Origin of the sequence: Mesorhizobium huakuii, assembly GCF_014189455.1 — a bacterium.
In the GTDB taxonomy this organism is placed as follows: Bacteria; Pseudomonadota; Alphaproteobacteria; order Rhizobiales; family Rhizobiaceae; genus Mesorhizobium; species Mesorhizobium huakuii_A.
The window spans coordinates 3,752,759-3,765,428 of the sequence record NZ_CP050296.1 but is presented as its reverse complement, the minus strand read 5'-3'; the positions used below and the strand labels follow the sequence as shown (position 1 = coordinate 3,765,428).

The 12,670-nt window shown below is 63.9% G+C and carries 9 protein-coding genes and 1 pseudogene; 3 read left to right on the top strand and 7 right to left on the bottom strand.

The features are described from left to right. Positions 1 to 5: 5 nt before the first annotated feature. Both HB778_RS18585 and pgi read right to left on the bottom strand, forming a co-directional pair. A pseudogene (locus HB778_RS18585) lies at positions 6 to 716 on the bottom strand (HAD family hydrolase); the annotation flags it as partial. A gap of 5 nt (positions 717 to 721) precedes the next feature. Next, the gene (gene pgi, locus HB778_RS18580; protein ID WP_183455897.1) at positions 722 to 2,365 is read right to left on the bottom strand and encodes a glucose-6-phosphate isomerase; all 1,644 of its coding nucleotides are present in this window, start codon (positions 2,363 to 2,365) and stop codon (positions 722 to 724) included. A gap of 303 nt (positions 2,366 to 2,668) precedes the next feature. Here pgi and HB778_RS18575 point away from each other — a divergent pair, with 303 nt between their 5' ends. Next, complete coding sequence (locus tag HB778_RS18575) at positions 2,669 to 4,162, top strand: PLP-dependent aminotransferase family protein (protein WP_095200991.1); 1,494 nt, start codon at positions 2,669 to 2,671, stop codon at positions 4,160 to 4,162. A 192-nt stretch (positions 4,163 to 4,354) separates the two neighbouring features. Then, positions 4,355 to 5,944 carry a trimethylamine methyltransferase family protein gene (locus HB778_RS18570; RefSeq protein ID WP_183455896.1) on the top strand — a complete coding sequence of 530 codons (1,590 nt, stop codon included), beginning with the start codon at positions 4,355 to 4,357 and terminating at the stop codon, positions 5,942 to 5,944. Positions 5,945 to 5,956: 12 nt separating this feature from the next. Here the strand turns inward: HB778_RS18570 and HB778_RS18565 are convergent, their stop codons facing one another. The 4 genes from HB778_RS18565 to HB778_RS18550 form a co-directional block, all read right to left on the bottom strand. Beyond that, positions 5,957 to 6,355, bottom strand: coding sequence for a hypothetical protein (locus HB778_RS18565; protein ID WP_183455894.1), 399 nt, complete (start codon positions 6,353 to 6,355; stop codon positions 5,957 to 5,959). Between the two features lie 65 nt (positions 6,356 to 6,420). Next, positions 6,421 to 7,809, bottom strand: coding sequence for a chromate efflux transporter (gene chrA, locus HB778_RS18560; protein ID WP_183455892.1), 1,389 nt, complete (start codon positions 7,807 to 7,809; stop codon positions 6,421 to 6,423). Continuing rightward, positions 7,806 to 8,624 carry a chromate resistance protein ChrB domain-containing protein gene (locus HB778_RS18555; RefSeq protein WP_183455890.1) on the bottom strand — a complete coding sequence of 273 codons (819 nt, stop codon included), beginning with the start codon at positions 8,622 to 8,624 and terminating at the stop codon, positions 7,806 to 7,808. The genes chrA and HB778_RS18555 overlap by 4 nt, the downstream gene beginning before the upstream one ends. A gap of 310 nt (positions 8,625 to 8,934) precedes the next feature. After that, positions 8,935 to 10,740: an IlvD/Edd family dehydratase gene (locus HB778_RS18550; protein WP_183455888.1), complete on the bottom strand. Its 1,806-nt coding sequence runs from the start codon at positions 10,738 to 10,740 to the stop codon at positions 8,935 to 8,937. A gap of 149 nt (positions 10,741 to 10,889) precedes the next feature. Between HB778_RS18550 and HB778_RS18545 the strand changes: the two genes are divergently transcribed. After that, complete coding sequence (locus HB778_RS18545) at positions 10,890 to 11,339, top strand: SRPBCC family protein (RefSeq protein ID WP_183455886.1); 450 nt, start codon at positions 10,890 to 10,892, stop codon at positions 11,337 to 11,339. 76 nt (positions 11,340 to 11,415) lie between these two features. Here the strand turns inward: HB778_RS18545 and HB778_RS18540 are convergent, their stop codons facing one another. Continuing rightward, complete coding sequence (locus tag HB778_RS18540) at positions 11,416 to 12,594, bottom strand: Mrp/NBP35 family ATP-binding protein (RefSeq protein ID WP_244661988.1); 1,179 nt, start codon at positions 12,592 to 12,594, stop codon at positions 11,416 to 11,418. Positions 12,595 to 12,670 lie beyond the last annotated feature (76 nt).

The following is a 12,670-nucleotide window of genomic DNA, read 5'->3' as shown; positions in this document are numbered from 1 at the left end:
CGTCTCCTGACTCGTGCCGAAAGGAAATCCGGCAGGTCGGCAACCGAATCCAGGATGACGTCGGCAATCTCGGCCAGCGATTCGCGCGTGCCGGTGCCGGAGAGCACGCCCACCGCCAGGCCGCAGCCGCCGGCGCGCGCCATTTCGAGATCGTGGCGGTTGTCGCCGACCATGGCGATCTCCGACGGCTTCAGGCCGGTGAGATCGCAAAAGGCCTGGATGGTGTCGGGCGCCGGTTTCGGATTGGCCACCGCGTCGTAGCCATAGGCGGCGTCGAACAGTTGTGCGACGCCGAGCGTAACCAAGGTTTTTTCCGCACCGCTGGTGGAATCGTTGGTGGCGACGCCAAGCCGGTAGGACCTTTTGTGCAGTGTTGCCAGCGTGTCGACGATGCCCGGCAGCGCCACCGCCATCGATGAACCCTGTACCGAGGTGATCTCGTTGAAGCGGGCGACGGCCAGCATCTGGTCTTCGTCGGACAGACGCGGGAACCATAGCTCGACGACGTCCATGTTGGTGCCCGAGGCAAAGATCGAATCGGGCTTGAAGCGCCGGTTGGCGAAATCGAAGCCGGCGGCCGCGAGCAGCCTGTCGGCCTTCCAGCGGTCGCCATCGGATGCGTCCATGGCCATGAAGTCGGCGATGCCGAGCCAGGTCGCGTTGAAGTCGACAAGTGTCCCGTCCTTGTCGAACAATATGCCCTTGATGTCTGCCAAATCAGTCACTCCGAACCACGCAATTGGTGGATGCGTTCCACAAGGCCCCTAGTCGAGGCGTCCCGGTTTGCGGCGCTTTCCTTGCCTTCCACGACAGGCAGCAGGCCGGTCGCCAGTTCCTTACCGAGTTCGACGCCCCACTGGTCGAAGGAATTGATGTTGAACAGCGTGCCCTCGACGAAGACGCGATGCTCGTAGAGCGCGATCAGCCGGCCGAAGGTGCGGGGATCGAGCTTGCGATAGAGGATGGTCATCGAAGGCCGGTTGCCGGAGAAGACACGATGCGGCGCTATCTTGTCGACGTCGGCCGGCTTCATGCCCTTGGCCAGCATCTGCGCGCGCGCCTCGTCCAGCGTGCGGCCCTTCATCAGAGCTTCCGATTGCGCCAGGCAATTGGAGAGCAGCAGGTCATGCTGGTGCTTGAGCTCAGGCTCGTGGCCGACCGCCGCTGCCAGGAATTCGACCGGGATGAAGTCGGTGCCCTGGTGCAGAAGCTGGAAGAAGGCGTGCTGGCCATTGGTGCCCGGCTCGCCCCAGACCAGCGGCCCGGTCGGCGTCGCCACCGGCGTGCCGTCCAGAGTGACGCCCTTGCCGTTCGATTCCATATCGAGCTGCTGCAGATAGGCCGGCAGCCGGGACAGGCGCTGATCATAGGGGATCACCGCGCGGGCCGGATAGAAGCAGATCACCCGATGCCACCAGCCGACCAGCCCGAGCAACGCCGGCAGGTTCCCGGCGAGCGGCGCGGTGCGGAAATGCTCGTCCATCTCGTGGGCGCCGTCGAGGAAGGCGCGGAAATTCCGCGGACCGACGGCAATCATGACGGGAAGGCCGATGGCGCCCCAGACCGAATAGCGGCCGCCGACCCAGTCCCAGAAGCCGAAGACGCGATCGGATTCGATGCCGAACTTGGCCACCAGGTCGAGCGCCGTCGAGACGGCGGCGAAATGCTTGCCGACCGCCTGCTTGCCGAGTGCCTTCTGCACCCAGTCGCGCGCCGTCTGCGCATTGGTCATCGTCTCGACCGTGGTGAAGGTCTTGGAGGCGATGATGAACAGCGTGGTTTCGGCCGACAGGCCCTTCAGCGTGTCATGGATATGGGCGCCGTCGATGTTGGAGACATAGTGCGCGCGCGGCCCGTCATGATAGGGGGCGAGCGCCAGCGTCGCCATGGCCGGGCCGAGGTCGGAGCCGCCAATGCCGATGTTGACGATGTCGGTGATCTTCTTGCCTGTGGCACCGGCCGCTTTGCCGGAGCGGATGGCATCGGCGAAGGCGCCCATCGCGTCAAGCACGGAAAGGACATCCGCCTTGACGTCCTGGCCGTCGACCGTGACGCCCTTGCCGCTGAGGTTGCGCAGCGCCGTGTGCAGCACGGCGCGGTCTTCGGTGATGTTGATCTTCTTGCCGGCGAACATGGCGGCGCGGCGGCCTTCGAGATCGGCGGCATCGGCCAGCTTTTCCAGCAAGTCCATGGTGACGGCGTCGACGGCGCATTTCGACCAGTCGAGCAAAAGGTCGCCGTCGCTGGCGGAGAATGTCTTGAACCGCTGCGGATCGGCGGCGAAGGCCTGGCGCATGCTGGCAGGTGCCGCAGCGCGATGATCGCGCAAGGCGGCAAGCTGTTTCTGGAAGGCTGACTTATCCACTGGCGGGGGGCTCCTGGCGTTTTTCGACGTACTTTATCAGACCGGATGTTTCCGGCGCGTGTCGTCGCGACAAACCTATTGAGCCGAATTCCGTGCGGTCAATACGCGGCGATGCCGCATCGCATCACGATGCGATGACACAATGTGTCACTGCGGGCGGCCACGGAGCCCGATTTTGGCTGAAGGATCACTGGCATAAATCCCAACGATCAGAAAAATTGATTGGCGCAACCCCTTGTGCCACCCATACACTCGACTGGTCCAGCCAAATGAAAATGGCTGGCCATCCGAGGAAGATTTCCCATGCCACAGCGCAACGACACGGCCATATGGTCCGGCCTGTTCCGGATTTCGGCCGAATCCGGCCAAACCCTGCAGGCGCAGATCCGCCAGGCCATCGTGGCCGCCATTCTCGACCGCCAGATCGCCGCTTCGATGCCGCTTCCCTCCTGCCGCATCCTGGCCGAAAAACTCGGCGTCGCACGCGGGACGGTAGTGCTGGCCTTCCAGCAGCTCGTCGACCAGGGGTTCCTGGTGGCGCGCGAGCGGCGCGGCCATTTCGTCAATCCCGACGTGCTGGCGACGCCGGCCAAGCCGCACCAGAAGGCGCCCGACCAGGCCAATGAGATCGACTGGAAGGCGCGCCGGCAGATCGCCGCCAGCGACATGCCGCCGCCGGCCAAGCACGAGAACTGGATCAAGTCGTCCTACCCCTTCGTCTATGGCCAGTTCGACCCGGCGCTGTTCCCGACCGCCGAATGGCGCGAGTGCAACCGCATGGCGCTGGCCGTGCTCGAGATCCGCAACTGGGCGTCCGACATGGTCGATCGCGACGATCCGCTGCTGATCGAACAGATCCAGGCGCGGCTCTTGCCCCGGCGCGGCATCTTCGCCAATCCCGACGAGATCATCGTCACGCTGGGCGCCCAGAACGCGCTCTACATGCTGGCTTCGCTGCTGATGACCAAGGGCTCGAAGGTGGCGATGGAAGACCCTGGCTATCCCGACGCGCGCTCGATCTTCCGGCTTGCGGGCGCCGAGATCCAGCCGGTTCCGGTCGATCAGTCCGGCATCGTAACCTCTTCCATCCCCAATGATTCCGGCTTCGTCTTCGTTACGCCCAGCCATCATTGCCCGACCATGGTGCCTTTGTCGGCCGAGCGGCGGCAGGATCTTCTGGCGCGCGCCAACCGGCACAACCAGATCATCATCGAGGACGGCTATGACAGCCAGCTTCTCGACGAGGCGCCGCAGCAGGCGCTGAAGAGCCTCGATCGCTCCGGTCGCGTCGTCTATGTCGGCTCGATGTCGAAGACGCTCGCTCCCGGCCTGCGGCTTGGCTACATCGTCGCCTCCGCTGGACTGATCTCGGAGCTCAGGGCGCTGCGCCGTTTCATGCTGCGCCATCCGCCGGCCAACAACCAGCGCGCCGTCGCGCTCTTCCTGTCGCTCGGCCATCACGAGGCCCTGGTGCGGCGTCTGTCGAGCGCTTTCGACGAGCGTCGCAAGCGCCTGGTCCATGCGATTTCCGCTTTCCTGCCGGAATGGCGTTCGACCGATTCGGCCGGCGGCACGTCGCTCTGGCTCGAAGGGCCACGCGGTACCGATTCCCGCGGTTTGGCCGAGGCCGCCGCCTCGCGCAGCGTCATCATCGAGCCGGGAGACCGCTTCTTCGACCGCACCGAAAAGCCTTCGCGTTTCATGCGGTTGGGCATTTCCTCGATCGCGCTGCAGCATATCGAGCCCGGCATCCGGGAACTGGCCACGGCCGCCGGACGCAGACCGGCAGCGGCCTGATCCACTCGCTCTATCCCTTGACCGGAGCCGCACACGTGCGGCTCCGACTCCTTTAACTCTGGCATATGCAACCAGACCGGCTGGCTCATAGTCTGTGCCAATGCCGGCGGCATAGTCGTGGCATAAAGGGGAAGAAACAGCCGATGGTGGACCAACCGCCGCCCTGTTTCCGAGAAAAGGTGGAGTGCCTCCATGTCAGTGGTTCTTGAAAAGCAGGAAGCAGCAGTGGATCAGCGCTCGCGCCGCTCCGGTGGACGCGAAGCGCGCCGTGCCATGCGGGCAGCGCCGCTGGCCGACGACATCAGGCCGGTGCGCGCCGGCCTCGAGGGCGGCAGCTACGGACCGTTGCGCGGCAACGACCAGGAGCGCATCCACGAGGCGGTGCTGACGCTGCTGGAAACCGTCGGCTTCGCCAATGCCATCCCCTCCTGCATCGAGGCGCTGACCAAGGCCGGCGCCACCTATGGCGATGACGGCCGCATCCGTTTCCCGCGCGCGCTGGTGCTCGACACGATCAAGAAGGCAGCGCGGAATTTCACCTTGCACGGCCAGGATCCGAAACACGACATGGTGATCCAGGGCAAGCGCGTGCACTACGGCACGGCGGGTGCCGCCGTCCATCTGGTCGATGTCGAGAAGCGCGAATACCGCGAATCGCTGCTGCAGGACATCTATGACGCCGCCCGCATCGTCGACGGGCTCGACAACATCCATTTCTTCCAGCGGCCGATGGTGCCGCGCGACATTCCCGATCCGCTCGAAATGGACTTCAACACGCTCTATGCCTGCGTGATGGGCACGTCCAAGCATGTCGGCACCTCGTTCACGGTGCGCGAGAACGTGCAGCCGGCGCTGGAAATGCTCTATGCCATTGCCGGCGGCGAGGAGAATTTCCGCGCCCGGCCGTTCGTGTCGAACTCCAACTGCTTTGTCGTGCCGCCGATGAAATTCGCCGAGGACGCCTGCGGCGTGCTCGAGGCCTGCGTCGACGGCGGCATCCCGATCCTGCTTTTGTCGGCCGGACAGGCCGGCGCCACCGCTCCGGCGGCGATTGCCGGTGCGGTCGTGCAAGCGGTGGCCGAAGTGCTTGCCGGTCTGGTCTATGTCAACGCCATCAAGCCGGGACATCCGGCGATCTTCGGTACCTGGCCGTTCGTGTCGGATCTGCGGACCGGCGCCATGTCGGGCGGCTCGGCCGAGCAGGCGGTGCTGACCGCTGCCTGCGCGCAGATGGCGCAATTCTACGATCTGCCGGGCGGTTCGGCCGCCGGCATGACGGATTCGAAACTGCCCGACATCCAGTCCGGCTACGAAAAAGGCATCACCGACGTGATGGCCGGCTTGGCCGGGCTCAACCTCGTCTATGAATCGGCCGGCATGCATGCCTCGCTGCTCGGCTTCTGCCTGGAAAGCCTGATCATCGACAATGACATGCTCGGCCACTGCCTGCGCTGCGTGCGCGGCATCGAGGTGACCGATGAGGCGCTGTCGATCGACACCATCGCTGATGTCTGTCTGAGAGGTCCCGGCCACTATCTCGGCAACGAGCAGACGCTGCGGCTGATGCAGACCGAGTATTTCTATCCGGCCGTCGGCGACCGGTTTTCGCCGAAGGAATGGAACGAGAAAGGCCGGCCCGACATATTGCAGCGCGCGATCATCGAGAAGAAGCGCATCCTTGCCGAACGCTTCCCGCGCCATGTCGCAAAACTGCTCGACGACAAACTGCGCGCCCGCTTCGGCGACATGATCAAGCTGCCGCGCGCCAATATGGGCGGATAAGCCCGTTTCCGGTCAGTCCGTGCCGAGCCCATAGCGCTCGACGACTTCGGCATTGATCAGCTTGGCGTGCAGGGCCATCAGCACGATCTGGGCATCGAAACTGTCGCCGGCTTCCACCGCGTCCTCGATCCGGCGTTCCACGTCCTGCCGCTGCTGCAAGCCATGCGCGCTTTCGAAGGTTTCCGGTCCGGCAATGCAATAGCTGAACAGCCGCGCCACATCGGGATAGGCCTGTAGCGGCGGTTCGTCGGGCCAGCGATCCTTCATCAGATTGACGATGGTGAGTTTCACGCCCTCCGGCACCAGGGCGGGATGCAGGTCGGCGCCGCGCAAGGCGGTGTCGAGCTGCCTCAGATCGCCCGAGCGGCCGAACATGCCGAGGAAACCGAGGGAAGAGCGTCGTTGCGCCATGATGTTCCAATCCGTTTCCAACCACTTAGGTGGTCGGAAAGCGGAATACAAAGGCAGGCGGACATCTAGCCGCTTACCGCCAACAATAAGACACCAGCCAAGGCCGACCCGGCGAGCGTCGGCAGCATGCCGATCTTCAGCTTCAGGATGGCGATCATAGCGGCCAGGGAAAGCAGCGCGGCACGCCAGTCGATCGACGAAACCACCGGCACATTCATGCCGAGGCTCAATGCGTGCACCTCGCGGAAAACCACGTGCAAGGCAAACCACAGAGCGAGATTCATGATGACGCCGACGACAGCGGCGGTGATCGCACCGAGCGCTGCCGACAAGGCCCTGTTGCCGCGCAGGGCCTCGATATAAGGCGCGCCGAGGAATATCCAGAAAAAGCACGGCGTGAACGTCACCCACAAGGTCAGCAGCGCCCCAAGCGATCCGGCAAGCAACGGGTTCAGTGAGCCGGCGTGGCGGAACGCGGCGATGAAGCCGACAAACTGCAACACCAGGATGAGCGGACCAGGCGTGGTTTCGGCAAGCCCAAGTCCATCGACCATTTCACCAGGTGCGAGCCAGCCGAAGGACTGCACGGCTGCCTGCGCGACATAGGCCAGCACCGCATAGGCGCCGCCGAAGGTGACGACCGCCATCAGGCTGAAGAACCGGCCTATCTCCGTCCACACACTGGCGCCGGTGAACCACCAGATGACGAGAACCGGTCCGAGCCAGATCGGCAGCCAGATCGCGATAGTGCGCGGCGCATGCCATCTGGTCGGTTTGACATGTGTCAGCTCGCCGCGCTCGAACATCAGGTCGACCGCTCCCTTGATGTCGGCAACATCGCCCTTGCCATGCGCGGAGCCGGAAAACAGGCCGGGGACCATGCGGTCTCCCAGCCATCCCGTCAGGCCGGCGAGCAGGATGATGAGCGGAAACGGCACATTCAACGCATAGATGGCGACGAATGCCGCGACCGCGATCAGCACCATGGCTGGGTTTTTCAGAGCGCGCCGTCCGATGCGGATCACCGCCTCGATGACGATGGCAAGCACCGCCGCCTTCACCCCGAGGAAAAGCGCCTCGACGAGCGGCATGTCGCCATAGAGCATATAGAGGCTGCTCAAGACGAGCATGACGAGCGCGCCGGGCACGACGAACAGGATGCCGGCGACAAGGCCACCGACCGTCCGGTGCAGCAGCCAGCCGATATAGATGGCGAGTTGCTGGGCCTCTGGGCCAGGCAGCAGCATGCAGTAGTTCAGCGCGTGCAGGAAACGCTGTTCGCCGATCCAGCGCCGCTCCTCGACCAATTCCCTGTGCATCAAGGCGATCTGCCCGGCGGGCCCGCCGAAGCTGAGCAGTCCGATCTTCGCCCAGACCTTCACAGCCTCGGCGAAGGTCGGCGCAGCCGGCGCATCGAGGTTCCCCGCCTCACGTGCAGGCGCAACAGCGCTCATGACGGTTTACCCGCGCTGGGCCAGTTGTGCGTTTCCTCGGTGGCGTCACGGCACCAGCGGAAGAACGCATCGTAGAGCAGCATGCCTGCTTCCAGTTGCTGCAGATCGTCGCGAAACATCCGCGACAAGCCAAGCGAGGCAGCCAGAAAGCCGGCGGCCTGGGGAACAAGGTCGAGGTTTGCGGTGTCGGCCGCGCGGACGATCGCGGCGAGGCGATCGAGCGCGGTGGATTCCAACCCGAATTCCTCGATCATCGTATCGAAGGTGCAGCGTTCGCCGCGATGGCTCCAGAACACATTGTCGATGTCGAATGGCACGGCCTGAAAGCGGTCGGCGACAGCGGGCACTTCGGCCGCGTCGACAAACAGGAAGACCGCGTGAGGATCGACGAATCGCCGGATCAGCCAGGGGCAGGCGATGCGGTCGACCTTCGGGCGGGACCGTGTCACCCAGACGGTGCGGCCCTTTTCGTCACGCGGCGGTAGCTTTTCGGTGCGGACCAAAAGCCCATTTGCGTCGCGCCAGGCTTCAAAGCCGCCTTCGAGGGATTCAGCGGAAATTCCCTCGTGCCGCAGCCATGCGGCCACGCCTTGCGAGAGTTTTTGACCTTTCTGACAGACGACCGAGACTTGCCTGCCGGCAAATTCGGTGGCCCAGGTCGAAACGGTTTTGAAATTGCGTCGGCATGAGGCCGGCAGCAAGCGCGGATCGGCGTCGAAATCATCATCGATGCGGACATCGATGATGACAGGCGCACCCGGCAGACCGACGAGACGGGACAGTTGCGATACGGTGATAGCGGTTGTTGACGGCATAGCGTCCACCTCCTGATAGAGAAGCTTGGACGCGAACGTTGGGCTGACGCCTCACGGGGTCGTCGCGATGCACCCCTTGCCATGATCGTGGATTTGTTGGGCGCGCTTGTCAAGGATCGTGACCGGAACGCGCCACCTCAAAACGAAAAACGGCTGGCGGCCCAATTGCACAGGGCCGTCAGCCGGTCGATCCAATATCGGTGATTGCCGCCAGGAATAATCGATGACTATCCCTTGGAATAATCAATGATTATTCCCGGAGTAATCAGCGATTGTCTCCGGAGCAATCAGCGATTGCCTCCCGGAGCAATCAGTGATTGTCCCTGGGCACGCCTCTGGTGTGCGCGACATCCTGGTATTTCACCGCCGGCTTCAGCACCATTCCCTGGTCGAACTGGTCGACCATGCCGCGCTGGATTTCCTGCCATGGCGTCTGGTGCTGCGGATAGTGGTAGCCGCCATTGCCCTGCAGCGCCGCGCGCCGCTTGGCGATCTCGTCGTCGCTGACCAGGATGTTGGCGGTGCCCTTGTTCAGGTCAATGCGCACGCGGTCGCCTGTCTTGAGCAGCGCCAGTCCGCCGCCAATCGCAGCTTCCGGCGAGGCGTTGAGGATCGACGGCGAGCCCGACGTACCCGACTGGCGGCCATCGCCGATGCAGGCCAGAGCATGGATGCCCTTCTTGATGAGATAGGCGGGCGGCTGCATGTTGACGACCTCGGCACCGCCGGGATAGCCGACCGGGCCGGCGCCGCGCATGAACAGGATCGTGTGCTCGTCGATGCCTTGCGCCGGATCGTCGATGCGGGCGTGGTAATCCTCCGGCCCGTCGAAGACCATGGCGTTGCCTTCGAACGCTTCCGGATCCTTCGGGTTGGACAGATAGCGCTCGCGGAATTCCGGCGAGATGCCGCTGGTCTTCATGATCGCCGAATCGAACAGATTGCCGCTGAGGTTGATGAAGCCGGCATTGACCTTCAGCGGCTTGTCGACGCTGCGGATGACGTCGGCGTTTTCGACGACCGCCGCCTTGCAATTGTCGCCGATCGACTTGCCATTGGCGGTCAGCGCATCGGGATGCGGCAACAGTCCGCCCTTCATCAGTTCGGCCACCACGGCCGGCACGCCGCCGGCGTGATGGTAGTCCTCGCCGAGATATTCGCCCGTCGGCTGCAGATTGACGATGAGCGGCACTTTGAGGCCGATCTTCTGCCAGTCGTCATTGTCGAGCGGCACGCCGAGATGGCGGGCAATGGCGTTGAGATGGATCGGTGCGTTGGTGGAACCGCCGATCGCCGAATTGACGACGATGGCGTTCTCGAAGGCCTTGCGCGTCATGATGTCGGACGGCTTCAGGTCCTCATGCACCATGTCGACGATGCGCTTTCCCGTCTCGTAGGCGATCTGGCCGCGCTCGCGGTAAGGCGCCGGGATGGCGGCCGAGCCGGGCAACTGCATGCCGAGCGCCTCGGCCAGCGAATTCATCGTGGTGGCGGTGCCCATCGTGTTGCAATAGCCGGTGGAGGGCGCCGAGGAAGCGACGATGTCCATGAACTCGTCATAGTCGATCTCGCCGGCCGACAGGCGCTGGCGCGATTCCCAGACGATGGTGCCGGAGCCGGTGCGCTTGCCTTTGTGCCAGCCATTGAGCATCGGACCAACCGACAGCGCGATGGCCGGAATGTTGACGGTGGCTGCGGCCATAAGCAGCGCCGGCGTCGTCTTGTCGCATCCGATGGTCAGCACGACGCCGTCGAGCGGATAGCCATAGAGCACTTCGACGAGGCCAAGATAGGCAAGGTTGCGGTCAAGTGCGGCGGTCGGACGCTTGCCGGTCTCCTGGATCGGATGGCAAGGGAATTCGAAGGGAATGCCGCCCATCGAGACGATGCCCTCGCGCACGCGCTTGGCGAGCTCGATATGGTGCCGGTTGCAAGGCGACAGATCCGAGCCGGTCTGGGCGATGCCGATCAACGGCTTGCCCGACATCAGCTCGGCACGGGTCAGCCCGTAATTCAGGTAACGCTCCAGATAGAGCGCGGTCATTCCCGGATTGTCGGGGTTGTCGAACCACTCCTGCGAGCGGAATTTTTTCTTCTTGGTGGGGGCGCCGGCCATCACGGTCTCCGTATTTGTATGACAAATCGATATGACAACGCGTCACTGCAAGCAAGGGGCACGCGCGTTCCTAACCCGCACTTTGGTGCGATAGACACAACAGCGCCCCTGCGCTAGGGCTTCAAACCATTCTTTCCGGGAGGTTCTTGATGGCTTTGGTGATCGAAGGCGAGGAACGCATTGCCGCACCCCTGCAAAAAGTCTGGGAAGCGCTGAACGACCCGGAGGTTTTGAAGGCGACCATTCCCGGTTGCCAGAGCCTCGAGATGCAGTCACCGACCGAAATGACCGCGACGGTGGTGGTGAAGATCGGACCGATCAAGGCGACCTTCAACGGCGAAGTGACGCTGAAAAATCTGAAGCCGCCGCACTCCTACACCATCCAGGGCGAAGGCAAGGGCGGCATCGCCGGCTTCGCCAAGGGCGGCGCCGACGTGACGCTGACCGAGGATGGGGCGGATGCCACGGTGCTCAAATATGCGGCCAAGGCCGAAGTCGGCGGCAAGATCGCCCAGCTTGGCAGCCGGCTGATCGAGTCGACGTCGAAGAAACTGGCCGGGCAGTTCTTTTCGAGCTTCGGCGAGAAGGTCGGCGGCTGACCGTCCCGCTAGAGCAATTCCAGGAAAAGTGCGAAGCGGTTTTCCGTCCGGAATTGCGTCAAAAACAAATAAGGCGTCACTCGAAGACGATGCTCGGCACCGCCGCTTCGGCCGCGCCGCGTTCCTCATTGACCCGGTCCCAGACCTTGGCGGCGATGTCGCGATAGGTTTTCGCCGTGGCGCTGTCGGGCTTCGAGACAACAACCGGCTCACCGGCATCCGAGCTTTCGCGGATGCCCATTTCCAGCGGCACCTCGCCAAGGAAGGTGACGCCGAGGCGTTCAGCCTCACGGCGCGCGCCGCCATGGCCGAAAATGTCGTAGCGCTTGCCGGTGTCAGGGGCGATGAAATAGCTCATGTTCTCGACAATGCCGAGCAGCGGCACGTCGACCTTCTTGAACATGTTGAGGCCCTTGCGGGCATCGATCAGCGCCAGGTCCTGCGGCGTCGAGACGATGACGGCGCCGGCCAGCGGCACCTGCTGCGCCATGGTCAATTGCGCGTCGCCAGTGCCGGGCGGCATGTCGACGACGAGCACGTCGAGCCGGCCCCATTCGACCTCGCGTAGCATCTGCGTCAGCGCCGACATCACCATCGGCCCGCGCCAGATCATCGGCGTCTCCTCATCGACGAGGAACCCCATCGACATCACTTTGAGGCCGTAATTCTCCATCGGTTTCAGGATTTTGCCGTCAACCGTCTGCGGCCGGCCGTGGATGTTGAGCAGCTTCGGCATGGAAGGTCCGTAGATGTCGGCGTCAAGCACGCCGACCCGCAAGCCATTGGCGGCGAGGCCAAGCGCCAGGTTGACGGCGGTGGTCGACTTGCCGACGCCGCCCTTGCCGGAAGCAACCGCGATGATCGCCTCGATGCCGGGCACGCCGCGCTTGCCCGAGCTGTGCGATGCGGGAGCATGCGGAGCGGGGCGCGCGGCGGCGGGCGGAGCCGGCGGCGCCGGCCTCGGTGCGGGGCGCGCCGGAACAGGCGCCTCCATGCCGCCGCCCTTTTTCTCCGCCGTCAGCGCCACCACGGCACCGGCAACCCCTGGAATTGCCTTGACGACGCGCTCGGCGGCGGCACGCAGCGGCTCCATCTCCTGCGCCCTGGCGGCGGGAACGGTGATCGAGAAGAACACTTTCGAATCGGCGATGAAAATCTCGGAAACCATGCCGAGGTCGACGATGTTGCCGGTGAAGTCCGGCCCGTTGACCGTCTTCAGGCGCTCGGTGACGATTTCCTTGGTGACGGACATGATCTTTCCTCGGCGTTTGGCATGCAGATAGTGCAGTTTCCGGCGAGAACCAAGCCGTGACGCAAAGGCTTGCTCGGCG

What these genes read in the sequence shown, in the direction of transcription:
- HB778_RS18575 (WP_095200991.1), top strand. Translation starts at nt 2,669, where the DNA reads ATGCCACAGCGCAACGACACGGCCATATGGTCCGGCCTGTTCCGGATT.
- HB778_RS18570 (WP_183455896.1), top strand. Translation starts at nt 4,355, where the DNA reads ATGTCAGTGGTTCTTGAAAAGCAGGAAGCAGCAGTGGATCAGCGCTCG.
- HB778_RS18565 (WP_183455894.1), bottom strand. Translation starts at nt 6,355, where the DNA reads ATGGCGCAACGACGCTCTTCCCTCGGTTTCCTCGGCATGTTCGGCCGC.
- chrA (WP_183455892.1), bottom strand. Translation starts at nt 7,809, where the DNA reads ATGAGCGCTGTTGCGCCTGCACGTGAGGCGGGGAACCTCGATGCGCCG.
- HB778_RS18555 (WP_183455890.1), bottom strand. Translation starts at nt 8,624, where the DNA reads ATGCCGTCAACAACCGCTATCACCGTATCGCAACTGTCCCGTCTCGTC.
- HB778_RS18550 (WP_183455888.1), bottom strand. Translation starts at nt 10,740, where the DNA reads ATGGCCGGCGCCCCCACCAAGAAGAAAAAATTCCGCTCGCAGGAGTGG.
- HB778_RS18545 (WP_183455886.1), top strand. Translation starts at nt 10,890, where the DNA reads ATGGCTTTGGTGATCGAAGGCGAGGAACGCATTGCCGCACCCCTGCAA.